General features: G+C 44.7%; 26 protein-coding genes. 10 read left to right on the top strand and 16 right to left on the bottom strand.

Annotation, left to right across the window (positions count from 1 at the left end; genetic code table 11):
• Nucleotides 1–29: 29 nt before the first annotated feature.
• Complete coding sequence (locus HKI82_RS14205) at nt 30–506, top strand: DUF3299 domain-containing protein (protein ID WP_420883110.1); 477 nt, start codon at nt 30–32, stop codon at nt 504–506.
• Nucleotides 507–804: 298 nt separating this feature from the next.
• The gene (locus HKI82_RS14200; RefSeq protein ID WP_102941144.1) at nt 805–1,701 is read left to right on the top strand and encodes a TIGR03899 family protein; all 897 of its coding nucleotides are present in this window, start codon (nt 805–807) and stop codon (nt 1,699–1,701) included.
• Between the two features lie 46 nt (nt 1,702–1,747).
• On the opposite strand, the gene cysC is transcribed toward HKI82_RS14200, so the two are convergent.
• The 4 genes from cysC to cobA all read right to left on the bottom strand — a co-directional run bounded on the left by cysC (nt 1,748) and on the right by cobA (nt 5,713).
• Nucleotides 1,748–2,368, bottom strand: a complete 621-nt coding sequence (gene cysC / locus HKI82_RS14195) for an adenylyl-sulfate kinase (RefSeq protein ID WP_042485261.1) — start codon at nt 2,366–2,368, stop codon at nt 1,748–1,750.
• A gap of 25 nt (nt 2,369–2,393) precedes the next feature.
• Nucleotides 2,394–3,824: a sulfate adenylyltransferase subunit CysN gene (gene cysN / locus HKI82_RS14190; protein ID WP_171138365.1), complete on the bottom strand. Its 1,431-nt coding sequence runs from the start codon at nt 3,822–3,824 to the stop codon at nt 2,394–2,396.
• A gap of 17 nt (nt 3,825–3,841) precedes the next feature.
• Nucleotides 3,842–4,750 carry a sulfate adenylyltransferase subunit CysD gene (gene cysD, locus HKI82_RS14185; RefSeq protein WP_102941146.1) on the bottom strand — a complete coding sequence of 303 codons (909 nt, stop codon included), beginning with the start codon at nt 4,748–4,750 and terminating at the stop codon, nt 3,842–3,844.
• Nucleotides 4,751–4,831: 81 nt separating this feature from the next.
• Nucleotides 4,832–5,713: a uroporphyrinogen-III C-methyltransferase gene (cobA, locus tag HKI82_RS14180; RefSeq protein WP_171138364.1), complete on the bottom strand. Its 882-nt coding sequence runs from the start codon at nt 5,711–5,713 to the stop codon at nt 4,832–4,834.
• A gap of 307 nt (nt 5,714–6,020) precedes the next feature.
• On the opposite strand from cobA, the gene cpdB reads away from it, so the two are divergent.
• Complete coding sequence (gene cpdB / locus HKI82_RS14175; RefSeq protein ID WP_171138363.1) at nt 6,021–7,982, top strand: 2',3'-cyclic-nucleotide 2'-phosphodiesterase; 1,962 nt, start codon at nt 6,021–6,023, stop codon at nt 7,980–7,982.
• A gap of 72 nt (nt 7,983–8,054) precedes the next feature.
• Nucleotides 8,055–8,636: a Crp/Fnr family transcriptional regulator gene (locus HKI82_RS14170; protein WP_171138362.1), complete on the top strand. Its 582-nt coding sequence runs from the start codon at nt 8,055–8,057 to the stop codon at nt 8,634–8,636.
• Between the two features lie 6 nt (nt 8,637–8,642).
• Here the strand turns inward: HKI82_RS14170 and dbpA are convergent, their stop codons facing one another.
• Entirely contained in the window at nt 8,643–10,025 is a 1,383-nt protein-coding gene (gene dbpA, locus HKI82_RS14165) for an ATP-dependent RNA helicase DbpA (protein ID WP_171138361.1), read from the bottom strand.
• Between the two features lie 192 nt (nt 10,026–10,217).
• Here dbpA and HKI82_RS14160 point away from each other — a divergent pair, with 192 nt between their 5' ends.
• Both HKI82_RS14160 and HKI82_RS14155 read left to right on the top strand, forming a co-directional pair.
• Nucleotides 10,218–10,670: a GNAT family N-acetyltransferase gene (locus tag HKI82_RS14160; RefSeq protein ID WP_102941150.1), complete on the top strand. Its 453-nt coding sequence runs from the start codon at nt 10,218–10,220 to the stop codon at nt 10,668–10,670.
• Nucleotides 10,670–11,542 carry a DMT family transporter gene (locus tag HKI82_RS14155; protein ID WP_171138360.1) on the top strand — a complete coding sequence of 291 codons (873 nt, stop codon included), beginning with the start codon at nt 10,670–10,672 and terminating at the stop codon, nt 11,540–11,542. The genes HKI82_RS14160 and HKI82_RS14155 overlap by 1 nt, the downstream gene beginning before the upstream one ends.
• Before the next feature lie 13 nt (nt 11,543–11,555).
• On the opposite strand, the gene HKI82_RS14150 is transcribed toward HKI82_RS14155, so the two are convergent.
• Nucleotides 11,556–12,119, bottom strand: coding sequence for a LysM-like peptidoglycan-binding domain-containing protein (locus tag HKI82_RS14150; protein WP_102966301.1), 564 nt, complete (start codon nt 12,117–12,119; stop codon nt 11,556–11,558).
• Nucleotides 12,120–12,384: 265 nt separating this feature from the next.
• On the opposite strand from HKI82_RS14150, the gene HKI82_RS14145 reads away from it, so the two are divergent.
• From HKI82_RS14145 to HKI82_RS14135, 3 genes are all read left to right on the top strand, one after another.
• Nucleotides 12,385–13,005: a BamJ family beta-barrel-assembly machinery protein gene (locus tag HKI82_RS14145; RefSeq protein ID WP_102941153.1), complete on the top strand. Its 621-nt coding sequence runs from the start codon at nt 12,385–12,387 to the stop codon at nt 13,003–13,005.
• 99 nt (nt 13,006–13,104) lie between these two features.
• Nucleotides 13,105–13,584, top strand: coding sequence for a DUF2780 domain-containing protein (locus HKI82_RS14140; protein ID WP_102941154.1), 480 nt, complete (start codon nt 13,105–13,107; stop codon nt 13,582–13,584).
• Between the two features lie 135 nt (nt 13,585–13,719).
• Complete coding sequence (locus HKI82_RS14135) at nt 13,720–14,991, top strand: O-acetylhomoserine aminocarboxypropyltransferase/cysteine synthase family protein (RefSeq protein WP_102941155.1); 1,272 nt, start codon at nt 13,720–13,722, stop codon at nt 14,989–14,991.
• A gap of 42 nt (nt 14,992–15,033) precedes the next feature.
• On the opposite strand, the gene HKI82_RS14130 is transcribed toward HKI82_RS14135, so the two are convergent.
• Both HKI82_RS14130 and HKI82_RS14125 read right to left on the bottom strand, forming a co-directional pair.
• Nucleotides 15,034–15,855, bottom strand: coding sequence for an alpha/beta hydrolase (locus HKI82_RS14130; RefSeq protein WP_171138359.1), 822 nt, complete (start codon nt 15,853–15,855; stop codon nt 15,034–15,036).
• 82 nt (nt 15,856–15,937) lie between these two features.
• On the bottom strand, nt 15,938–16,762 hold the full coding sequence (locus HKI82_RS14125; protein WP_206361912.1) for an alpha/beta hydrolase: 825 nt from the start codon (nt 16,760–16,762) through the stop codon (nt 15,938–15,940).
• Nucleotides 16,763–16,952: 190 nt separating this feature from the next.
• On the opposite strand from HKI82_RS14125, the gene HKI82_RS14120 reads away from it, so the two are divergent.
• Nucleotides 16,953–17,855, top strand: coding sequence for an AraC family transcriptional regulator (locus tag HKI82_RS14120; protein WP_171138358.1), 903 nt, complete (start codon nt 16,953–16,955; stop codon nt 17,853–17,855).
• Nucleotides 17,856–18,178: 323 nt separating this feature from the next.
• On the opposite strand, the gene rplQ is transcribed toward HKI82_RS14120, so the two are convergent.
• The 8 genes from rplQ to rplO all read right to left on the bottom strand — a co-directional run bounded on the left by rplQ (nt 18,179) and on the right by rplO (nt 23,110).
• Nucleotides 18,179–18,559: a 50S ribosomal protein L17 gene (rplQ, locus tag HKI82_RS14115; protein ID WP_042485229.1), complete on the bottom strand. Its 381-nt coding sequence runs from the start codon at nt 18,557–18,559 to the stop codon at nt 18,179–18,181.
• A 26-nt stretch (nt 18,560–18,585) separates the two neighbouring features.
• Entirely contained in the window at nt 18,586–19,578 is a 993-nt protein-coding gene (locus tag HKI82_RS14110; RefSeq protein WP_102941158.1) for a DNA-directed RNA polymerase subunit alpha, read from the bottom strand.
• Nucleotides 19,579–19,602: 24 nt separating this feature from the next.
• Nucleotides 19,603–20,223: a 30S ribosomal protein S4 gene (gene rpsD / locus HKI82_RS14105; protein ID WP_042485224.1), complete on the bottom strand. Its 621-nt coding sequence runs from the start codon at nt 20,221–20,223 to the stop codon at nt 19,603–19,605.
• A gap of 27 nt (nt 20,224–20,250) precedes the next feature.
• The gene (rpsK, locus tag HKI82_RS14100; protein WP_001118870.1) at nt 20,251–20,640 is read right to left on the bottom strand and encodes a 30S ribosomal protein S11; all 390 of its coding nucleotides are present in this window, start codon (nt 20,638–20,640) and stop codon (nt 20,251–20,253) included.
• Between the two features lie 18 nt (nt 20,641–20,658).
• A complete protein-coding gene (gene rpsM / locus HKI82_RS14095; RefSeq protein ID WP_005450559.1) occupies nt 20,659–21,015 on the bottom strand; it encodes a 30S ribosomal protein S13 in 357 nt (118 codons plus the stop codon).
• Between the two features lie 149 nt (nt 21,016–21,164).
• Entirely contained in the window at nt 21,165–21,278 is a 114-nt protein-coding gene (rpmJ, locus tag HKI82_RS14090; RefSeq protein ID WP_000868186.1) for a 50S ribosomal protein L36, read from the bottom strand.
• A 42-nt stretch (nt 21,279–21,320) separates the two neighbouring features.
• The gene (gene secY, locus HKI82_RS14085) at nt 21,321–22,655 is read right to left on the bottom strand and encodes a preprotein translocase subunit SecY (protein ID WP_042485221.1); all 1,335 of its coding nucleotides are present in this window, start codon (nt 22,653–22,655) and stop codon (nt 21,321–21,323) included.
• Between the two features lie 20 nt (nt 22,656–22,675).
• The gene (rplO, locus tag HKI82_RS14080; RefSeq protein WP_102941159.1) at nt 22,676–23,110 is read right to left on the bottom strand and encodes a 50S ribosomal protein L15; all 435 of its coding nucleotides are present in this window, start codon (nt 23,108–23,110) and stop codon (nt 22,676–22,678) included.
• Between the last annotated feature and the right edge of the window lie 4 nt (nt 23,111–23,114).

Here is a 23,114-nt window from a genome sequence, read left to right as displayed (position 1 = left end):
CAAATATGAAACAACTGCTTTTAAGTTTTATGCTGGTACTGCTACCAGTTTTTACAGCGACTGCTCAAAGCGCTGAGGATGTTCTAACTCTCGATTGGATTGACTTGGTGCCAGAGAGTGAGCGCAACCAGTTCAATCAGCAAGGCATGCCTGCGGCGAATCATGATGGTGAGGCTCCGGCACAACAGTCTCAGCTAGGAGCGGTTCGCCCTGAGTTAAACGGCAGCACGGTAAAAATTCCGGGCTTTGTGATCCCTTTAGAAGGGGATGAGAATACAGTGACCGAGTTTTTGTTGGTCCCGTATTTTGGAGCCTGTATTCATGTGCCACCACCGCCGCCAAATCAAATTATTTACGTGAAATTCCCACAAGGAGCACCAATCCAACAGCTTTGGGATGTGGTGTACGTGATAGGAACGCTCAAGACAGAGTCTATGAGCGTTGAACTGGCGGACACAGGTTATGTCATTGAAGGCACAGAAATAGCCGAATACGATGACATGTAAATTTTGTTAAAAAATTGAGCACCTGTTTAGTGACTAAACTCTAGGAAATGTAGGTAGACAAGTATCCCAACACTGATATGTATACCGCAAAGAGTAAAGCTGTCGACAGGTGCTTTTTAAATCTATTATCTTTCCAATACTTCATAAGCACCTCACAAACATGATAACAATTTTAACAACTTATTATCATTTGTGGTAGCGCAAATTTATGCACATTATTCAATAGTTTCACTAGCCGACTCTAGTTTTACAGAGTACATTTTATTCCATGTCTGAAAGTAGCATCCTCAGGGACCCCATGGCCGAACAGAAACAACCTGTTGTTATTGAACACGAAGCAACAACGGAAAACAGCCAAGACAAAAAATCTAACTATGTAAAAGACAGCGCAAGCCGTATATACGCGATCGCTCAACAACATGGTATTGATGCTCTGCTACACAAAGTTCCTCCGCAAAAAACACCTTTAGAGCGCGCATTAAAGCGTGAACAAGAGATCAAAGCTCAGAAGCAGAAGAATCTGGAACAGATTGTAAAGCTGGCGCATGTTTCTTGTAGAAACGAAACCGCTGGCGATCCCGATCAGGATTGGCTCTACCGTTTTTTCGAAATGGCACAAGACATCCACAACTCCTCGATGCAGCGCCTTTGGGCTCAAGTGCTGAAACGCGAAACCACCAATCCGGGGTTTACCTCAATGAAGGCGTTACAAATCCTCAAAGATATGACGCCGAAAGAGGCGCAAATTCTTCAGCGAGCAGCGGCACTTGCGTGTAGTTTTGGTACGGATTCGAGTTTGAAGCTTCTGTTTGGGATGAAGGTACCCAGTGGTATGTTCAGCCTCAGTAAAAGAGACTCAGTGACAACGATTAATATCGGGAACCACCAGCTTCCCTACTCCAGTTTACTGGTGTTAATCGAGCTGGGACTTGTGCACGCTACAGAGTTGGAATCCGGTGAGATTGAACTGGACCCGCCACTATTACTCACTTATCAAGGCACGAGCTTATCTTTGCAAGCGTCAACCAAAGGCGTGAGATTGCTCTACTACCGTTTTAGTCCTACGGGTAATGAGCTGTGCCGATTACTCGGTCACAAACCGAACTCCCAGTATTACGATCAGGTGGTCGCGATGTTGAATCAGAAATTTACTGTACATACCGATGTGAAAAGTTCCATTCACCACACCGTATAAAAGAAAAAGTCAGGCTCTAGGCCTGACTTTTTAGTTTATGCGATTTCTATTGAAAGATGATTTTGCGTTTCGCCATCTCAGCAATGCATAAATCGACCAGCGTATCGATATTCTCGTCACCTGCGGGTAAGTCAATTTCTGGTTCTAAAGGCGCTTCATAAGCGGAATCAATGCCTGTGAAGTTGGCAATTTCTCCTGCTCGTGCTTTTTTGTACAAGCCTTTCGGGTCACGCTGTTCACACACTTCCAGAGAGGTGTTCACATACACTTCCATAAATTCACTTTCGGGCAATAAATCACGCACCATTTGACGCTCTGCCCGATGAGGTGAAATAAACGCCGTCAACACGATAAGCCCTGCATCCGCCATCAGTTTAGCCAGTTCACCGATGCGACGAATGTTCTCACGGCGGTCTTGCTCAGAAAAGCCAAGATCAGAACACAAACCGTGACGGACATTGTCGCCATCCAGTAAGTAGGTGTGATAGCCCAACTGAGCGAGACGCGTCTCAAGTGCGCCCGCAATCGTCGATTTACCCGCGCCAGAAAGTCCGGTAAACCAAAGAACAGCTGGCTTTTGCTGCTTTAACTCCGCACGCAGGTTTTTATCTACCGAGTGCTGATGCCAAACGATATTCTCATCTTTAGCACTTGATGAAGAATCCATAACCTTTTCCTTATTCTTCTGACTGTTATGACTTTAGCAGCTGAGTTAAATCTTTCGCATCCCAATGAGGGAAATGTTTGCGAATCAATGCATTGAGTTCTACTTCAAATGCAGAGAACTGACCTTGTTGTTGCGCTACATTCTGTAAACTGTCACGAACTAATCCAGCACCAACGGTAACGTTAGTCAGACGGTCAATCACGATGAAGCCACCGGTATCCGCACAATCCAGATATTTGTCTAAAGCAATCGGAGCGTTAAATGTCCATTCACACAGACCAATACCATTCAGTGGCAATTCTTCAGTCTGGAAAGTAGACAGGTTATTAATATCGTACTGGTGACGAATAGAGGTAATCTGACCAACGCTCTTCTTACCTGCGATCTTAATGTCATATTCACGGCCAACCTTGAGTGGCTGCTCAGTCATCCACACCACATCAGCAAGCAGATGATTGGTTGATTCAACTTGTGCGTTTTCAAGCACGATCAAATCACCACGACTGATATCAATTTCATCAGCCAGAGTCAGCGTGACCGCTAAACCTGCCTGTGCAGTCTCTAAATCACCATCGAAAGTCACAATGCGCTTAACGGTCGAGGTTTTTCCTGATGGCAACGCTTTGATTTTGTCACCAACACTGACTGAACCTGATGAAATAGTGCCAGCAAAACCACGGAAATCGAGATTCGGGCGGTTAACGTACTGCACAGGAAAACGAAACTCGCCGCTGCCCTTTTCATGGTCGATATCGACTGTTTCCAATAGCTCAAGCAATGCAGGACCTTTATGCCAGCGGAGGTTTTCACCTTTCTCAACAACGTTATCTCCCTCTAAAGCAGAGATAGGAATAATTTGAATATCTGTCTCGCCTTGCAGATGCTTAGAGAACTCCAGATATTCTGCGCGAATCTCTTCAAACCGTTGCTGTGAGTAATCCACGAGATCCATCTTGTTTACTGCTACGATGAAATGCTTCAAGCCCAACAGGTTTGAGATAAACGAGTGGCGACGAGTCTGATCCAAAACGCCTTTACGCGCATCAATCAAGATAACCGCCAAATCACAGGTTGAAGCGCCTGTAGCCATGTTGCGGGTGTATTGCTCGTGTCCCGGAGTATCTGCAATGATGAACTTACGTTTCTGCGTTGAGAAATAACGGTAAGCCACATCAATGGTAATGCCTTGCTCACGTTCTGCTTGCAGGCCATCCACCAGCAATGCGAGATCAGGACGGGAACCGGTTGTGCCAACGCGCTGACTGTCAGAGTGAACTGCTGCAAGTTGATCTTCATAAATCTGTTTTGAGTCGTGTAGCAGACGACCAATTAAAGTACTTTTACCATCATCTACTGAACCACAGGTTAGGAATCTAAGTAGCGATTTATGTTGGTGTTGACTCAGGTAACCTTCGATACCGAGCTCTAAAAGCTCTGCTTGAACTGCACTATTCATTCTATTTCCTTAGATCCTTAGAAATAACCTTGGCGTTTTTTCAATTCCATTGATCCAGACTGATCATGGTCGATCGCACGTCCCTGACGTTCACTAGATGTTGCGACTAACATCTCTTCGATGATCTCAGTCAACGTGTTGGCTTCTGATTCGATAGCCCCCGTTAATGGGTAACAACCTAAAGTACGGAATCGAACACTCTTATGTTGGACTTCTTCATGAGGTTGGATTTCCATACGCTCGTCATCCACCATGATCAACATGCCGTCTCTTTCTACTACTGGGCGAACCGCAGCGAGATACAGAGGAACGATTTCGATATTTTCCAGATAGATGTATTGCCAGATATCCAGCTCAGTCCAGTTTGAAAGCGGGAACACACGGATGCTCTCACCTTTGTTAATCTGACCGTTATAGGTTTTCCAAAGCTCAGGGCGTTGATTTTTAGGGTCCCAGGTATGGTTCTTATCGCGGAACGAATACACGCGCTCTTTTGCACGAGACTTCTCTTCATCACGGCGGGCACCACCAAAAGCTGCGTCAAACCCGTACTTGTTTAAGGCTTGTTTTAAGCCCTGAGTTTTCATGATGTCAGTGTGCTTTGAAGAACCGTGTACGAACGGGCTGATGCCCATTTCAAGACCTTCTGGGTTCTTATGTACCAAAAGCTCAAAGCCATACTTTTTCGCTGTCGCGTCACGGAACGCGATCATGTCGCGGAATTTCCAGTCAGTATCAACATGGAGAAGAGGAAATGGGATTTTGCCCGGATAAAACGCTTTACGTGCCAAATGAAGCATCACGGATGAGTCTTTACCGATGGAATACATCATCACTGGGTTTGCAAACTCCGCAGCAACTTCACGAATAATGTGAATGCTTTCGGCCTCAAGCTGTTTTAAATGGGTTAAGCGTTGTTGATCCATTTTGCGTGCTTCCTTTTAGCTGCCTTATGGCTTGGCGGGCTTTTGGTTTATAAAATTAAAGAGCCCAACCAATAAATGTATTTATGCGTATTGATACTGTTCTTGACGTGTTGAGCTGTCGTTGAACCATTGAAGTTTGTCTGCCAAGGCCACCACTTCACCAATCACAATCAGTGACGGAGACTCGGCATGAGCGGCAAGCTGGGGCAATTCGCTAAGCTGACCACGGAAAACCTTCTGGGATGACTGAGTACCACGTTCAATAATCGCAATCGGTGTTGATGCATTTCGCCCATGTTCAATGAGCTGCTGAGCGATGGTGCTCGATTTCATCAAACCCATATAAATCACTAAAGTCTGATTACCACGCGCCAGCGTAGACCAGTCCATATCCGCTGCTTCGGCTTTGAGATGACCAGTGACAAACAGAGCTGACTGAGCAAAATCACGATGAGTGAGAGGTATACCTGCATAAGCGGTCGCCCCTGCTGCTGCGGTAATTCCGGGAATGACCTGAAACTTGATACCCGCGTCAAACAACACTTCCAGCTCTTCACCACCGCGACCAAACATAAATGGATCGCCACCTTTAATGCGAACCACTCGATGACCTTGCTTAGCAAAGTCCACTAATAGTTGATTGGTTTTTTCCTGAGGAACGCTGTGATGACCAGCTCGCTTACCGACACAAACCAAAATAGTGTCCGATGGAACCAGAGCCATGATGTCGTCAGAGACGAGGTAGTCATACAAAACCACATCCGCCTGTTGCAGCAAGTTAAGCGCTTTAATCGTCAGCAGTTCTGGGTCTCCCGGCCCTGCTCCGACTAATGCCACTTCACCCGCCTGAAGCTGGCTGCGAGAAAGACTCGTCCATTTGCTTTCTGGTGCAGCGCCATCAACAGCGACTAAGCGTGTTTTTTTCTGCTTTGGCAGCGTTGAAACGTTTTCTGAGCCAGCCATGATTGTCATCCTTTACCAATTGATGAAAGCATTATGGTGGCTTCTTCTTATTACCTGAAATTCTAAAATTTCATTTTTTATTCGAAAAACTGATAAGTAGTTGGCATGGGGAGGCAGCAAAGGGGAAAAGAGCTTCTATATTAAGAAACTAGGAGTGTGACATCTTGGGGCGAAATAGTGACAACTAGCACCAAATCGGACCATTTGAACGCCTAACATCACACTTTTATAGAATATGAAATCATTGTTTCATAATAACTTGATACATTTATCGAGTTATCACTTTCCCTATCAATTGGAGTACACAATGACAGTTGCAGTCAAACCTCTATCGATTGCCATTTTAGGTGGTTTGTTGACCATGGCCGGTCCCTCTATGGCGGATACGATCAAACTACGTATTATCGAGACAACTGATATTCACACTAACGTGATGGATTATGACTATTACAAAGACAAACCATCAGAACAAATTGGTTTGACTCGTGCAGCAACGTTAGTAAAACAAGCACGCGAAGAAGCAACCAACAGTATTCTGGTTGATAACGGTGACTTGATCCAAGGTAGCCCAATGGGTGACTACATGGCAGCGAAAGGCATTAAAGCTGGCGAAGTTCACCCTGTCTACAAAGCAATGAACCAACTCTCTTACGATGTAGGTAACATTGGTAACCACGAATTTAACTATGGTTTGGATTTCCTCCAAGAAACCATCAACGATGCGAAGTTCCCTTACGTCAACGCCAACGTTTACAACGCATCAACTGGTGAGCACCTATTCCAGCCTTACATTATTAAAACGCATACCTTCAAAGATACAGACGGCAAAGCACACGAAGTTAAAGTCGGTTACATCGGTTTCGTTCCACCACAAATCATGGTGTGGGATAAGAAGAACCTTGATGGCCGTGTGATTGCCCGTGACATTAAGAAGACCGCTGAAAAGCTGATCCCAGAAATGAAAGCGAAAGGCGCTGACGTCATTGTTGCGATTCCACACTCTGGTATCTCAACCGAAGAGTATCAGTCAGGTGCGGAAAACTCGGTTTACTACCTAACAAAAGTAGCAGGCATTGACGCTATTGCATTCGGTCACTCGCACGCGGTATTCCCGAGTAAAGAATTTGCAAAAGTTGCTGGTGCAGACATTGAGAAAGGCACCATCAATGGTGTAACGGCTGTTATGCCGGGACGTTGGGGTAGCCACGTTGGTGTAATGGATCTGACTCTTGAGCAAAAAGATGGCAAGTGGGCAGTCACCAATGGTCAATCAGAAGCTCGTCCTATCTTTGATAAAGCGAGCAAGAAAGCTCTGGTTGAAGCAGATGCAGGTATCGTAAAAGCGCTTGAAGCAGACCATAAAGGCACTCGTGAGTTTGTTAACCAACCGATTGGTAAATCGAATGACGTGATGTACAGCTTCCTAGCATTAGTACAAGATGACCCAACAGTTCAAATAGTAAGCTTGGCACAAAAAGATTACGTAGAACGCTTTATTCAAGGCGATCCAAACCTAGATGGTTTGCCAGTGCTTTCAGCTGCAGCGCCGTTCAAAGCAGGTGGTCGTAAGAATGACCCATCAAACTTTACTGAAGTAGAATCGGGTGAACTGACTTTCCGTAACGCAGCGGACTTATACCTATACCCTAATACGCTAGTCACCTTGAAAGTGTCAGGGAAAAAAGTCAAAGAGTGGCTGGAATGTTCAGCGGGTCAGTTTAAACAAATTGATGTGAACTCAAGTGAGCCGCAATCACTAATCGATTGGGATGGCTTCCGCACTTATAACTTCGACGTTATCGATGGCGTAAACTACCAAATCGATATCACTAAGCCAGCGAAGTACGACGGCGACTGTAAAGTTATCAATCCTGATTCTCAGCGCATTGTTAACCTGACATATAAAGGTAAGCCAATTGATACTGCGCAGACGTTCCTGATTGCGACTAACAACTACCGTGCATACAGCAACAAGTTCCCTGGAACAGGTTCAGATTTCATCGCATTTGATTCACCAGATGAAAACCGCACTGTAGTCGCAGATTACATTGCTCGCGTAAGCAAAGAGCAAGGTGAAGTGACGCCAAGTGCAGACAACAACTGGTCATTTGCACCAATCAAGTCTGAGACTAAGCTCGATATTCGTTTTGAAACTTCACCAAGTGAAAAAGCGGCGAAATTTATCAAAGACAAAGGCCAATACCCAATGGAATTGGTAGCAACAGATGAAGTTGGTTTCGGTGTTTACCGAATCAATCTACAAAAATAATCCTAGATTCCTGTAAAATACCAGCCGCAGCATTCGCTGCGGCTTTTTATTTGAGGCAAAAGAGTAATGACGATGCGGGATCAAGCTATCTACGATAATTTTATAAAACAAATGCTGGAATATGGATTCAGTAGCGCAGAAGCACTCCAGTTATTTGAAGTTTCGTCCCCGCTTGAACTTCCAACTCGTCATATTCTGGTCAATCAAGGGCAAATGGCCAGCCATCTGTATTTTGTCAGCCACGGTATATGTCACGCCAGCTACCTTACAGAAGAAGGCAAAACATTCAGTAAAGAGTTCTATTGGGAACAAGATTGGATCATCGGATTTGAAAGCTTGATAAAACAAGCACCCTATCCCTACTTACTTGAAACACTGAGCCCAGTAACTCTGCTCTGTTTGCCAATTGAATACCTGAACCAATGGAAAAAAACCTCACATCCGCTCTATATCAAGTTGCTTGAAACGCAATTGATGCATAAGGAAAACAAAGAAAGGTTTATGCTTTTGTATCGCCCGGAACAGCGATATCAGATTATGTGTCAGCAGTTTCCTGACTTAATGAAGCGGCTCAGCGATATTCACGTTGCCGCTTATTTAGGTATAACCCCGATCAGTTTAAGCCGCATCAAAGCGCGCTTAAGAGGGGCATAATTCAAGCTATTTGATGAAACGGGCGCGGAACTGACGTCCTTTCATTTTGCCGTTCGACAATTTGCTCAGTGCTTTTTTCGCGATACCTTTCTCAACCGCCACATAAGAACGCATGGCAGATAGGTTAATTTTGCCGATGTGAGCGGCAGAGAGTTCACCGTCAGATGTCAACGCACCCAAAATATCTCCGGCACGCACTTTCTGCTTCTTCCCGCCATCGATCTGGATTGTCACCATAGACGCTTGATATGGAGCTACTCCCGAAGGTTTCTGTGGCAGAGTTGCAGGTTCGATCGCGATATCCATGTACTCATCAATCTGAGCCACGCGGTACATCTCTTTCTCACTGAAGAAGCTAAACGCTAGTCCTTTACTTCCTGCGCGGCCAGTACGGCCAATACGATGCACGTGTACTTCTGGATCACGAGAAAGCTCAAAGTTAAATACTGCGTCAAGGTTATCCACATCTAAACCACGAGCTGCCACATCCGTTGCAACCAGAATTGAGATACTCTTGTTGGCAAACTGAACCAAAGCTTGGTCACGTTCACGTTGTTCCATGTCACCGTGCAGTTCAATCACGCTAAAACCGCGGTGATGAAGTTCATCAGCCACATGCTGTACTTCGCGTTTAGTATTACAGAACACTACTGACGATTCCGGCTGATGTTTCAGCAATAAAGCTTCTAGCGCGTCATCACGCGCTTCACTACCTTCAACTTTGTAGAAGTATTGCTTGATGCTTGAGGTATCGTGAGTCGCTGCGACTTTAATCATCAATGCATCATGAGTCACTTTCTGCGCGATCTGCTGAATTGAATCAGGATAGGTAGCACTGAATAGCAACGTCTGACGCTTAGCCGGAGCTTGATCGATAATCGCTTCTAGCGCATCTTGGAAACCCATGTCTAGCATGCGGTCAGCTTCATCGAGTACAAGCGTATTCAGTTCGCTCAAATCGATTCGATCTTTGCTTAGATGATCAAGAATACGTCCTGGCGTACCAACCAAGATATGCGCGCCATGCTCTAGGGAACCAATTTGAGGTCCCATCGGCATGCCGCCACAAAGCGTCAGCACTTTAATATTGTGAATAGCGCGAGCTAGTGTACGGATGTCCGTTGCTACTTGGTCAGCTAACTCACGTGTTGGACAAAGTACTAATGCCTGAACTCGGAAGCGTTTTACATCCAAGTTAGACAGCACACCGAGACCAAACGCGGCCGTTTTACCTGATCCTGTTTTTCCTTGGCCAATGACATCCTGTCCTTTAAGAATCGCTGGCAACGATTGTGCTTGAATCGGCGTCATGTTGGTAAAGCCGATAGTTTCAAGGTTAGAAAGCAATTCTGGCTTAAGGTTTAAAGCCGAAAATGAAGTATCACTCAAGGGGATGTCCTTTAGGGTCTATTAGCCCTAGCTATACGAAAAAATAATCGCCTATTATCGTTATTTTTGCCCCTCACCACCAATGAATATTCGATTAATTTCATCAATCGTTTACCAATTAACTTTTGTTAATGTCTTCCCCTAACCATCCTGCTAGATTGTTGCCAAATTAAATACAAGGAGTTAGTCGTCATGCTCAATTGGCAGTGCCTTTCATTTTCTGAACTTTCCACCACGCAACTCTATGAAATGCTGAAACTAAGAGTCGATGTGTTTGTTGTAGAACAAACCTGTCCATATCCGGAACTGGACAATAAAGATCGTGTAGAGGGTGTTTTCCACCTACTCGGTTACAAAGGTGAAGAACTGGTAGCGTGTGCGCGCCTGTTACCTAAAGGCATCAGCTACTCAACATTGAGTATTGGCAGAGTCGTGACCAAACAAAGTGCTCGTGGCGATGGTTTAGGCCATAAGCTCATGTCTCAAGCTTTACATGAGTGTCAGCAACGTTGGCCCAACGAAGATATCACTATTAGTGCCCAGCAACATCTCGCTAAATACTACGGACAACATGGCTTTGAACAGACTTCAGAAATGTATTTGGAAGATGACATCCCACACATTGAAATGAAGCGAATCGCTTAATGTCAGCTTATTCGGTAGCTCTCATTGCACTTATCGTTGGCAATCTCGCAGCTTCGTTATCTGACGTTTCAGTAAAGATGCTCGCGGGTGAAGTGTCAGCATTTCAGTATATGTTTTTACGTCAGCTGATATCTCTGCTCATCGTATTGCCACTTTGGCTGAGGCAACCTAGGGAGCAAAGAGTGCTTTTAAGTACGTCGATGACGGCTTTAAGAGCACATTTGGTACTTATCGGTAGCGGTTGTATGTTGGTAGCTATTACTTACCTTCCACTGGCAACCGCCAATGCTGTTTTTTATGCTGCACCTATTCTGATGCTGCCACTATCAATGTGGTTACTGAAAGAAAAACCGAGCAGTACTAAGATATTAGCGACCCTCTTTGGATTTTGTGGCGTGCTTATTGTGCTACGCCCGCAAAACTTCCACTGGGCTGCAGGATTTGCATTAGTCACAGCGTTTACATTGGCTCTGTTTAACATATTGGCGAAGCGTATTCCGAAAGAGCAGACTGTTATTACGACATTAATGTGGACTAGCCTGTTTTCTCTGCCGATAGCAGCAATACTGGCCTCTATTAACTGGCAGCCAATGACATGGGTTCAGCTAGGCTGGATTGCATTAAGTGCATTGCTGGTGCTTTCTTACAATGGATTGGCAGTTATCGCTTATCAGCGAGCCGCCGCTAACCAAATAGCATTAGCTGAATATTCAGGTTTACTTTTTGTCGTATTATTTGGGGTCATGTGGTTCGATGAAATCCCCGATATGCTGACTTGGGTAGGTATTGGGATGATAGTATTGCCACTGATTCCTAAAATTCAGCTATTAAAAAAACGTAGTCAGAAAAAACTTATTAATGCCAGTAATTAGACTGGCATTAATATCATTTACTTCGACCAAATCCACCTTCAGATAGCTTAAAGAACATTACTGACTGACCATTGCGCTCAAGCTGCAATATATCCAAATTGCCATCCTCAGCGAGTTTAAAACGGATTAACTGACCTTGTTGGATATGGCTTAACGGCTTGTCTGAGCCTTCAATCTTAACCAGCGAGTTTAAATCACTCATCGGCAGTTCATTAATACGGAAAACCTGAGAAAGCGTATCCCCTTTCTGTACCGTATATTCGCGCCAAGCGTTGGATTCCAAAGGCGAACTGTTCGATGCTTTCTGTTCGCTTAATCCACGAGTATTAATATCAAGTTCGACACGCTTATTCACGGGTTCAGGAGAATTTGAGCTTGCGTTATCTGGGAATGGAATCAAACCAATAACAAGCACTAGAGGTACCAATACCATCAGTGCCTTTTGGTGAAACTTCGGTAATAGCGACCATAAACGCTTCACATTGTCGAGATAAGCCTGCCAATCAATAGCGTTCCACTTATCCTGAGCCAATGCGATGTAATCTGTCTGCTGCTTTTTCTTATGTCGACGGTTCATTTTTATCCGTTCCTTTACTTCGTAGACTCAGTATAAAAACTCAAGAGCCATGAGTATAGAGCCTCACCCTGTTATCTAATAAAGCTTTACACAATCTTGAAGATTTTTCTTTGGGATCTGCGCTTAGTCACACCTTATATGCAGAAGTCACCTCAACACAACGGTTCAGTTAGAGTTTATCAAACGAATTGGGTTCTGGCGTTTCATCACTAGCTCGAAACTGTTATCCTTTGGACTTTGTTTTATCTTAAAAAGAGTGACATTTATGTCTGAAGTTAAATTTGAAACCGTTGAGCAGAAAGCTAGCTACGGTATCGGTCTACAAATGGGCCAGCAACTAGCAGGTAGTGGCCTTGAAGGTCTAAACGTTGACGCTATTGCTGCTGGTATCGCAACAGCGCTAGTGGGCGACATGCCAGCTATCGAAGTAGACGAAATCAACAAAGCTCTACAAGCTATGCACACTCGTGCAGAAGAAGCGCGTAAAGAAGCAGCTAAAGTAGCAGCTGCTGAAGGCGAAACTTTCCTTCAAGATAACGCACTACGTTCAGAAGTGACTGTTCTAGACTCAGGTCTACAATACGAAGTGATTACTGAAGGTACTGGTGAAATCCCATCTGCAGACAAATCTGTACGTGTTCACTACCACGGTGAACTAGTAGACGGTACTGTATTTGACAGCTCTGTATCTCGCGGTCAGCCAGCAGAATTCCCTGTTACAGGCGTAATCAAAGGTTGGGTTGAAGCTCTACAAATGATGCCTGTTGGTTCTAAGTGGAAACTCTACATCCCTCACGACCTTGCATACGGTGAGCGTGGCGCAGGTGCAGCGATTCCTCCATTTGCAGCTCTAGTATTCGAAGTAGAACTACTTGCTATTCTGTAATTCAGAATTTTGCGAAATTTGATGATTAAAGCGGCGCTCAGCGTCGCTTTTTTTATCTAGACTTAAGATATTCAACTTTATTCGTCCGTGAGAATCAGAATGAAAAAATCCATCATAGTCACTGTCCTTGCTAGCACCATTTTTACCGCTCCCAGCTACGCATTCTTGAGCAAACTCAGTGAAAGTAACGATCTCTCTAGTATGGTTAGCAGTACTTTATCTCAAACTGAATCTAACTCGGCGTTACTGACCCAAATTACTAGTCAGCTTCCTGTTTCTCAGACACAAGCAGCCGGAGGTGTTGGTAGCTTATTGGCTCTTGCTCAAAACCAGCTTTCTGACTCTAACAGCTCTGAACTGGAAACCTTGTTGCCAGGGCTAAATCAATTAACCAGCCTTTCGGAGTCAAGCAGTGCAATTGCCAAAATTGCCAATATGGAAGCGGTGAATAATGTGTTCAATAAACTTGGATTAGATTCGAGTATGGTTGCCCAATTTGCTCCGCTGGTCTTGCAGTATCTAACTAGCCAAGGCGCATCTTCAGATTTGTTGGGCTCACTAAGCTCTCTGTGGCAATAACTCTTTTCGCAAACGCGTCACTTAAACACATTTGTGACGCGTTTATAACTGCATAAAAAACAAACACACTTCTTCTTGTCTGTTGCCTAATCTGTGTGCAATTCTTTTATTTTTCCAAGGACGAGTAAAAGAGTAATGAGAGACGAGACTTTAGCTATACATTTCGGCTACGAGACCGATCCCACCACTAAATCTGTGGCAACACCTATATATCAAACCGTCGCCTACGAGTTTGACAATGCTCAGCACGGCGCTGATCTGTTCAACCTAGCCGTCGCGGGTAATATCTATACTCGCATTATGAATCCAACCAATGATGTGCTAGAAAAGCGCATGGCAGCATTAGAAGGTGGTATTGCAGGTCTGGCTGTTAGTGCAGGAAGCGCAGCGATTCATTACGCAATCCTAACATTGGCTCAGGCTGGCGATAATATTGTTTCCACACCGCAACTCTATGGTGGTACTTACACCCTATTTGCTCACATGTTCCCTAACATGGGCATTGAAGTACGCTTTGCCAAAGATGATAGCCCTGAAAGCCTAGCGGCATTGATCGATGAAAATACCAAAGCCGTTTACTGTGAATCTATTGGTAACCCAGCAGGTAACATTGTTGATTTAGAACGCGTGGCTGAACTGGCACACGCGCAAGGGGTTCCTGTTATTGTAGATAACACCGTTGCTTCACCGGCTGTATGTAAACCGATTGAGTTTGGTGCAGATATCGTGGTGCATTCACTAACCAAGTATGTTGGCGGACATGGCACAACACTTGGTGGAATGATCATTGATTCAGGTAAGTTTCCTTGGACTGAACACAAAGAACGCTTTCCAACCTTAAACAACCCTGAACCTTCATATCATGATGTTGTGTATACCGAAGCTTTTGGACCGGCAGCGTTTATTGGTCGCGCTCGTACCGTACCACTTCGTAACACCGGCTCTGCCATGTCACCGATGAACGCGTTTATGTTAATGCAGGGCTTGGAAACACTATCACTGCGCATGGAACGACATTGTGAAAACGCACTCAAAGTCGCTCAGTATCTGCAAAACCACGACAAAGTGAGCTGGGTTAGCTATGCAGGGTTAGAAGATTCAAAATTCTACCCACTTGCCCAGAAATACATGAAAGGTAAGCCTTCGGGAATTTTATCTTTCGGCTTAAAGGATGGATACGATGCAGGTGTTCGATTCTACGATGCTCTGAAGATCTTTAAACGTCTGGTGAACATCGGTGATGCAAAATCACTGGCTTGTCATCCTGCCTCAACGACACACCGTCAGCTATCTGAAACAGAACAGAAACAAGCGGGCGTTTCTCCAGAAATGATTCGTCTCTCTGTCGGCATAGAGCACATTGATGACATTCTTGAAGATTTGGAACAAGCGCTGAATGCGGAGTAAGCACGACTTCATTAAAACGCGGAGGCGTCACCGCCTCCGTTCTTATTCATTCCGCTTTTCTTTCTCATTTAGAGCCGATTCACGACTGCCCGCATAAAACAACAAATAGTCCTGCAAATGCTGTTGTAGATACTCGTCGTCATGACCGCCAGGGTGTTGGTGATACTGACTTCGGTAGCCGTGCGCCTGTAGCGCTTTGTGCAGCAGCTTAGCGCCAGTAAAAAACTGGAAGCTATCGTCTTCGCCGCAATCCAGATACACCTCCAAGCCAGCAAGGTCCTGTACGCTAGTTAGAGCGATAGGATCTCGCTCCATTCGAGCTTCCTGATCTGGATAAACCCAAGAGGTAAACTCACGGCAAGAAGAGTCCAGAAGAATCGCGGGCATATGGCCTCCCACTTTTGAAAACAACTCAGGATAGTGAAACGCTGCATGTAACGCAGCAAAACCGCCCATTGAAGCTCCACCAATAAAACGATAACTCCGATCGGTGTACGTCGAATAGTGACGTTCAATGTATGGGATCACTTCGAAGATCAAGTAATCTCGGTAGAGACCTTTATAAAACGCCTGTTGTGGTGCATCGCCCAACATCTCAGTTGACGAGGAAGAATTGAGACCGAAACTATTATCAATATTTGGTGCCACTATAATTAGCGGCACAATCTTACCTTCGTTGATCATACGTTGCGCCAGGTAATCAAGCTTCAAGTTAGGCAAAAAACCTTGATAACTGTTGCCATAGCCATGGAGTAAATAGAGTACCGGATAACACTCTTGAGGGTCATAATCATCAGGAACAAAAATATTAATATTCATGCTCTTACTTAGCTTCCAGCTAAACAGCTGTCTGGTCTTCAGCATCAGTGTTTTCCCTCTGCTGCTTATTTTTGTGATAATAGAGCGCACCACCAAGCGCACTCTGGTTGACTTACATACGTAACCCTTATTTTTGCGCGAACTTATCGGCAAAAAACAGCATCTGGTACTGAATAGCATTATTCCAGTAATCCCAAGTATGGCCTCCCGGGCGTTCGGTGTAATCATGAGCCACTTTGTAACTATTGAGTACCTGATGCAGTTCCCGGTTGTCATTAATAAAGAAGTCATCGCTACCACAATCCAACACCAAATTGACTCCAGCTAAGAACTTGTGACTGCTAAACTTAATAGCTTTTCTATCCCAATATTCCCGGTTCTTCACGGGGTCACCAAAGACGTTGGCCAAGCCCCAGTTGTAAGCAAAATTAGCTGGATTAACGCCACCACTGATACTGCCAACGTTACCGAAGATGTCGGTATTCATCAGTGTGATATTCAAAGCACCGAATCCTCCCATACTTAACCCAGTAATGGCCCTTTGAGTTCGATCCTTCTTAGTTGAATAGTGTTTGTCTATGTAGCTCACGACATCCTTAGCAATATAACTCTGATAGTTAGAGTCTTTTACGACCGGACTGTCGATGTACCATCTATCGTAGTTGCCATCAGGCATCACCAGTATCATTTGATGGAGGTCGGCCTGTTTGGCAATGGCTGTACTTCCAGTCCATGAGCTAAAGTCTCCACTCCAACCATGCAGTACATACACCACTGGATACTCTTGCTCATCATTGTAATCATTTGGGAGTACAACCATGGCTTGGTGATGTTTCTTTATTGACTGGCCGTCAATCGTGACTGTTTCGATTTGATAGGCATAGGCAGGAATACTCAGTGTGAGCGTTTCACACAGAGTCATCGTGAGTAAAGCGAGCTTTAGATATGTCATAGGGCACCTTTAATATTTCGTCGTTGTAAGTGCCACCATAACAACATATTGAGAGAAGATTCACTTAGCCAATTTACTCAACCAGTACCGTTATCTGCTCATAGTGAATAAACTGTGAAGTGATTCTCAATAGCCTGCCATAAGAAACCTGTATCATTTAAAAATCAATAACCTACGATAAAGAAACTGCATGACGACTTATCCCGTTTTTGAGCCACTAGATATTCAACAAGGCACGAGTCTAAGCTGTAAAGTCTTTTCGGGTCGTCTCTTCTTTTGCCCGATCCATATTCACCCAGAGTATGAAATGGTATTTATTTCCCAAGGGGGAGTAAGCAGCATTATCGGGGAGAACCAACACAAGCTAAGCCAACATCATTTACTGCTTATTGGTCCTAATCTGCCCCACGCATTTAGCAACCTAGATGACGGCAACTACTTTACATCCCGCTATATTCATGTCAAAGAACTGGTATTAGAAACGTTATTCCGGCAATTTCAGGAGCTATATCGACTGGAAGGTGTAATTGACTGGTTCAAACGAGGGGCGCTATTCTCTCTAAAAACAAAACAAGTTGAACTTTATGAGCAAATCTACCAGCAAAAAGACGAGCAACGGCTGCTAGCTTTTTTGCGTTTTTTGCTCAGTCTCGCCCAGCAGGTACCAATCCGCTATTTAAGACACGCTTACCACCAAGACAGTAGCCAGCGAGTACAAAATATTATTTGTGCCATAAACGACAATCACAACGCCCCGCTAACACTCACACAAATGGCGAGCCAAATGAATATGTCGGTATCCACTTTCACCCGCCACTTTAAAAAAATATTTGGGGTCAGCTATATCGAATACCTTATTGGACAAAAGGTAGACAAGGCATGCCATTTACTTAGCAGCTCATCCCTCACCATTACCCATATTGCCTGGGAAGCAGGTTTCACCTCCCTCTCTCAGTTTAATAAACAATTTAAACAGCATGCTGGTGTCTCCCCCAGACTGTATCGAGAAATCAGAGGTTGGAGCAAAACTCTTCATCAAAAAAAAGAAAACACCACAGATAAAACAGAGTGGGATATCGGTGACCACTGCTAAATCCATTCCTAGACAATCAGTGGAAAAGAAAAGTATCAATAATTAAAAAGCCACCTATAAAGGGGCTATAACACATCCAGTTATATGACTAGCGTCGGTGAGCGCTTTAGTATTCAACTTCTACGGCAGAGAACATCCATTACACTCCGTATTTTTGTCGAATCATAACTTTTAAGCGTTATTGTATACCCTGTCCCTTAACCTTAATGCCTTTCGGGCATAGCCCAAAAGGACAATCACCACCTTCGTAAAAGGTGGTTTAGGGTTAGAAAACAAAAAAGCCGAGCATAAATGCTCGGCTTTCTGTTTAGCGAACTTACTGATTACTCAGCAGCAACTTCTGCTTCTGGACGATCTACAAGCTCAATGTAAGCCATTGGAGCTTTATCGCCAGCACGGAAGCCAGCTTTTAGGATACGAGTGTAACCGCCCTGACGAGCAGCAAAACGTGGACCTAGTTCGTTAAATAATTTTGCTACAACTTCGTTATCACGAGTGCGAGCAAATGCAAGACGACGGTTAGCAACGCTGTCAGTCTTAGCTAGTGTAATCAATGGCTCAACTACGCGACGTAGCTCTTTTGCTTTTGGCAATGTAGTCTTGATAACTTCATGACGTACAAGAGAGCTAGCCATATTGCTGAACATCGCTTTACGATGTGAGCTGTTGCGGTTGAGTTGACGACCACTCTTACGATGGCGCATGACCTAATCCTTCTAACTAATATCGATTAATCTTCAGCGATAGACGCTGGCGGCCAGTTTTCTAAGCGCATGCCCAGAGAAAGACCACGTGATGCAAGCACGTCTTTAATCTCAGTAAGAGATTTTTTACCAAGGTTAGGCGTTTTAAGTAGCTCAACCTCAGTGCGCTGTACTAGATCACCGATGTAGTGAATCGCTTCTGCTTTCAGACAGTTAGCAGAGCGAACTGTTAGTTCAAGATCGTCTACAGGACGGAGTAGGATCGGATCGAATTCCGGCTTCTCTTCTTTCTCCTCAGGTACACGTACATCACGTAGATCTACGAACGCATCCAATTGTTCAGCAAGAATAGTTGCTGCACGACGGATTGCTTCCTCAGGTTCTAAAGTTCCGTTTGTTTCCATATCGATAACAAGCTTGTCTAAGTCAGTACGCTGTTCAACACGAGCTGCATCAACCGAGTAAGCAATTTTGTCTACTGGGCTGAAAGTCGCATCTACAAGCAAACGACCGATTGGACGCTCATCTTCTTCAGTATGGATACGGGCTGAAGCTGGAACATAACCACGACCACGTTCTACTTTAATACGCATAGCGATTTCAGCATTGCTATCTGTTAGATGGCAAATAACGTGTTCTGGGTTAGCGATCTCTACATCACCATCATGGGTGATGTCACCTGCAACCACAGGGCCCGAGCCTGATTTGTTTAGTGTAATGAACACTTCATCTTTGCCTTCGGCAACGCGAACAGCCAAACCTTTAAGGTTTAGTAGGATCTCAAGAATATCTTCCTGAACACCTTCTTTAGTGCTGTACTCATGAAGTACGCCTTCAATTTCCACTTCTGTTACGGCACAACCCGGCATAGAAGATAGTAAAATACGGCGAAGTGCATTACCAAGAGTGTGGCCAAAACCACGCTCTAATGGCTCAAGAGTTACTTTTGCGTGTGTCGTGCTGATCTGTTCGATGTCAACAAGACGTGGCTTAAGAAATTCTGTTACAGAACCCTGCATTGTGTCCTCTCTTTAGTTTAAACCTTACTTAGAGTAAAGCTCGACGATCAATTGTTCGTTGATGTCAGCTGATAGATCAGAACGTTCAGGCAAACGCTTGAAAGTACCTTCCATCTTGCTCGCATCTACTTCAATCCAAGTTGGTTTTTCGCGTTGTTCTGCAACTTCTAGAGCAGCAGCGATACGTGATTGCTTTTTAGCTTTTTCACGGATTGTAACAACGTCGTTAGCCGCAACATTGAAAGAAGGAACGTTTACAACTTTACCGTTAACTAGGATAGCTTTGTGGCTAACTAGCTGACGTGCTTCTGCGCGAGTTGCGCCAAAGCCCATGCGGTAAACTACGTTATCTAGACGACCTTCTAGAAGCTGAAGTAGGTTTTCACCCGTGTTGCCTTTAAGGCGAGCAGCTTCTTTGTAGTAGTTACGGAATTGTTTTTCTAGTACGCCATAGATACGACGAACTTTTTGCTTCTCACGAAGCTGAACGCCATACTCAGATAGACGACCGCGACGAGCGCCGTGTACACCTGGTGCGTTCTCAATTTTACACTTGGTATCGATCGCGCGTACACCAGACTTAAGAAATAAGTCAGTGCCTTCACGACGGCTAAGCTTAAGCTTAGGACCCAAATATCTTGCCATGATCTTTCTCCAATGTTCCCAGAAACGTTATACGCGACGTTTCTTAGGTGGACGACAACCGTTATGAGGGATTGGTGTCGCATCAACGATGTTAGTGATACGGAAACCAGCTGCGTTCAGTGCGCGAACAGTAGATTCACGACCTGGACCAGGACCCTTAACCATAACTTCCAAGTTCTTTAGACCGTATTCTTTAGCCATTTCAGCACAACGTTCTGCAGCAACCTGTGCAGCGAACGGAGTAGACTTACGAGAACCACGGAAACCTGAACCACCTGCAGTAGCCCATGCTAGAGCGTTACCTTGACGGTCAGTGATAGTCACGATTGTGTTGTTGAAAGATGCGTGGATATGCGCTACGCCATCAGCAACTTGCTTGCGTACGCGCTTACGTGCGCGTGTTGGTTGTTTAGCCATTGTACTTACCCTTCCCGATTATTTCTTGATCGGCTTACGCGGACCCTTACGGGTGCGAGCATTGGTTTTAGTACGCTGTCCACGTAGTGGTAGACTGCGACGATGACGAAGACCACGGTAACAACCAAGGTCCATAAGACGCTTGATGTTCATGGAAACTTCACGACGTAGATCACCCTCTACAGTGTATTTAGCTACACCATCACGCAGTTGATCGATCTGCTCTTCAGTTAGTTCACTGATCTTAACATCTTCAGCAATACCCACTTCAGCAAGAATAGCTTGCGAGCGAGTTTTACCGATGCCGTAGATCGCAGTTAATGCGATAACAGCATGCTTTTGATCAGGAATGTTAATGCCTGCTATACGGGCCACTATTCACTCCTAGGTACTTTATATAAAGAATTATCCGCAGCAAAGCCCGTAGAGGATACGCTGCGGCATACTACTTCTTTTGCACGCAAAAGGTAGGCCGAGGAATATACTCGACCAACCTTTAATTTTCAAGTAAAAATTTCTGCTAATTAGCCTTGGCGTTGCTTATGCTTTGGCTCACTGCAAATCACGCGAACGACACCGTTACGCTTGATAACTTTACAGTTACGGCAGATTTTTTTAACGGAAGCACGAACTTTCATTGCTAAACTCCGTAAATCTGACCTGAAGGTAGTATAGTCGAATTATCGACCGTAGCCTTTCAGGTTCGCTTTTTTCAACACAGACTCATATTGATTGGACATCATATGTGTCTGAACCTGTGCCATAAAGTCCATGATTACAACAACTACGATAAGTAGTGATGTTCCGCCGAAATAGAAACGTACGTTCCATGCGACCATCATGAACTCAGGGATCAGACAGATAAAGGTAATGTATAACGCACCCGCTAAGGTTAAACGTGTCATCACTTTATCGATATATTTCGCTGTCTGTTCTCCTGGGCGGATACCGGGTACGAATGCACCTGACTTCTTCAAGTTATCTGCTGTTTCACGTGGGTTAAATACCAACGCTGTATAGAAGAAACAGAAGAATATAATCGCTGCTGCATAAAGCATTACATACAGAGGTTGACCTGGGCTAAGAGCTAAAGACACATCAGTTAACCAACCGAATGTGCTGCTCTCACCGTTCTGACCAAACCACTGAGCCAGTGTTCCTGGGAACAGGATAATACTTGATGCAAAAATCGCAGGTATCACACCAGCCATATTAATTTTCAATGGCAAGTGTGTGCTTTGCGCTGCAAAAACTTTACGACCTTGTTGACGCTTCGCATAGTTAACGACGATTCGACGCTGACCACGCTCCATGAAAACAACGAAGTAAATAACAGCAAAAGCAACTACCGCAATCAACAACAGAAGAAGTACATGCAGTTCACCTTGACGCGCTTGCTCGATAGTATGTCCGATTGCTGAAGGCAATCCAGCAACAATACCTGCAAAGATAAGTAACGAAATACCGTTACCAATTCCGCGCTCTGTAATTTGTTCACCTAACCACATCAAGAACATGGTGCCAGTTACTAAACTCACGGTAGCAATTAGGGTAAACATGGTTTGGTCGATAACGACCAGATTGTTGACCATGTTTGGTAGACCTGTTGCGATACCAATAGCTTGGAATGTTGCAAGTACAAGCGTGCCATAACGCGTATATTGGCTGATCTTACGACGGCCTGCTTCACCCTCTTTCTTGAGTTCCGCTAACGCTGGATGAACTACTGTAAGCAATTGGACAACAATAGATGCCGAAATATACGGCATGATGCCCAATGCAAAGATAGATGCACGCGAAAGAGCACCACCGGAGAACATGTTAAACATTTCAACGATGGTACCTTTTTGCTGTTCGAACAAATCGGCAAGTACAGCTGCGTCAATACCAGGAATCGGCACAAAAGAGCCCGCTCGGAATACTAAAAGTGCACCAATTACGAATAATAAGCGCGATTTTAACTCACCCAAGCCGCCCTGAGCACTACGAAAATCTTGTCCTGGTTTCTTAGCCATCTGTACCTCAATCCTCGAGATTATGCCTCGATTTTACCGCCTGCAGCTTCGATTGCAGCTTGCGCGCCTTTAGTAACACGCAGACCTTTAACAGTCACTGCTTTGCTGATCTCGCCAGAAAGAACAACTTTAACAAACTCGATGTTCTTTGTAACAACGTTTGCAGCTTTCAAGCTGTTTAGATCAACCACGTCACCTGTTACTTTCGCTAGCTCAGCTAGACGAACTTCAGCAGACACTAGGCTCTTACGAGAAGTGAAACCGAATTTTGGTAGACGTTGTTTCAATGGCATCTGACCGCCTTCGAAACCTGGACGAACTTTACCGCCTGAACGCGACTTTTGACCTTTATGGCCACGGCCACCAGTTTTACCTAGGCCTGAACCAATACCACGGCCAACGCGCTTCTTAGAAGGCTTTGAACCCGCAGCTGGTGCTAGAGTATTCAAAAACATTATG

The sequence above is a fragment of the Vibrio plantisponsor genome, from assembly GCF_013041605.1.
GTDB lineage: Bacteria > Pseudomonadota > Gammaproteobacteria > Enterobacterales > Vibrionaceae > Vibrio > Vibrio plantisponsor.
Note: the sequence above shows the minus strand (reverse complement) of the source record. Positions and strands in the feature narration are given on the sequence as shown.

What these genes read in the sequence shown, in the direction of transcription:
- HKI82_RS14205 (WP_420883110.1), top strand. Translation starts at nt 30, where the DNA reads ATGCTGGTACTGCTACCAGTTTTTACAGCGACTGCTCAAAGCGCTGAG.
- HKI82_RS14200 (WP_102941144.1), top strand. Translation starts at nt 805, where the DNA reads ATGGCCGAACAGAAACAACCTGTTGTTATTGAACACGAAGCAACAACG.
- cysC (WP_042485261.1), bottom strand. Translation starts at nt 2,368, where the DNA reads ATGGATTCTTCATCAAGTGCTAAAGATGAGAATATCGTTTGGCATCAG.
- cysN (WP_171138365.1), bottom strand. Translation starts at nt 3,824, where the DNA reads ATGAATAGTGCAGTTCAAGCAGAGCTTTTAGAGCTCGGTATCGAAGGT.
- cysD (WP_102941146.1), bottom strand. Translation starts at nt 4,750, where the DNA reads ATGGATCAACAACGCTTAACCCATTTAAAACAGCTTGAGGCCGAAAGC.
- cobA (WP_171138364.1), bottom strand. Translation starts at nt 5,713, where the DNA reads ATGGCTGGCTCAGAAAACGTTTCAACGCTGCCAAAGCAGAAAAAAACA.
- cpdB (WP_171138363.1), top strand. Translation starts at nt 6,021, where the DNA reads ATGACAGTTGCAGTCAAACCTCTATCGATTGCCATTTTAGGTGGTTTG.
- HKI82_RS14170 (WP_171138362.1), top strand. Translation starts at nt 8,055, where the DNA reads ATGCGGGATCAAGCTATCTACGATAATTTTATAAAACAAATGCTGGAA.
- HKI82_RS14160 (WP_102941150.1), top strand. Translation starts at nt 10,218, where the DNA reads ATGCTCAATTGGCAGTGCCTTTCATTTTCTGAACTTTCCACCACGCAA.
- HKI82_RS14155 (WP_171138360.1), top strand. Translation starts at nt 10,670, where the DNA reads ATGTCAGCTTATTCGGTAGCTCTCATTGCACTTATCGTTGGCAATCTC.
- HKI82_RS14150 (WP_102966301.1), bottom strand. Translation starts at nt 12,119, where the DNA reads ATGAACCGTCGACATAAGAAAAAGCAGCAGACAGATTACATCGCATTG.
- HKI82_RS14145 (WP_102941153.1), top strand. Translation starts at nt 12,385, where the DNA reads ATGTCTGAAGTTAAATTTGAAACCGTTGAGCAGAAAGCTAGCTACGGT.
- HKI82_RS14140 (WP_102941154.1), top strand. Translation starts at nt 13,105, where the DNA reads ATGAAAAAATCCATCATAGTCACTGTCCTTGCTAGCACCATTTTTACC.
- HKI82_RS14135 (WP_102941155.1), top strand. Translation starts at nt 13,720, where the DNA reads ATGAGAGACGAGACTTTAGCTATACATTTCGGCTACGAGACCGATCCC.
- HKI82_RS14130 (WP_171138359.1), bottom strand. Translation starts at nt 15,855, where the DNA reads ATGCTGAAGACCAGACAGCTGTTTAGCTGGAAGCTAAGTAAGAGCATG.
- HKI82_RS14125 (WP_206361912.1), bottom strand. Translation starts at nt 16,762, where the DNA reads ATGACATATCTAAAGCTCGCTTTACTCACGATGACTCTGTGTGAAACG.
- HKI82_RS14120 (WP_171138358.1), top strand. Translation starts at nt 16,953, where the DNA reads ATGACGACTTATCCCGTTTTTGAGCCACTAGATATTCAACAAGGCACG.
- rplQ (WP_042485229.1), bottom strand. Translation starts at nt 18,559, where the DNA reads ATGCGCCATCGTAAGAGTGGTCGTCAACTCAACCGCAACAGCTCACAT.
- HKI82_RS14110 (WP_102941158.1), bottom strand. Translation starts at nt 19,578, where the DNA reads ATGCAGGGTTCTGTAACAGAATTTCTTAAGCCACGTCTTGTTGACATC.
- rpsD (WP_042485224.1), bottom strand. Translation starts at nt 20,223, where the DNA reads ATGGCAAGATATTTGGGTCCTAAGCTTAAGCTTAGCCGTCGTGAAGGC.
- rpsK (WP_001118870.1), bottom strand. Translation starts at nt 20,640, where the DNA reads ATGGCTAAACAACCAACACGCGCACGTAAGCGCGTACGCAAGCAAGTT.
- rpmJ (WP_000868186.1), bottom strand. Translation starts at nt 21,278, where the DNA reads ATGAAAGTTCGTGCTTCCGTTAAAAAAATCTGCCGTAACTGTAAAGTT.
- secY (WP_042485221.1), bottom strand. Translation starts at nt 22,655, where the DNA reads ATGGCTAAGAAACCAGGACAAGATTTTCGTAGTGCTCAGGGCGGCTTG.
- rplO (WP_102941159.1), bottom strand. Translation starts at nt 23,110, where the DNA reads ATGTTTTTGAATACTCTAGCACCAGCTGCGGGTTCAAAGCCTTCTAAG.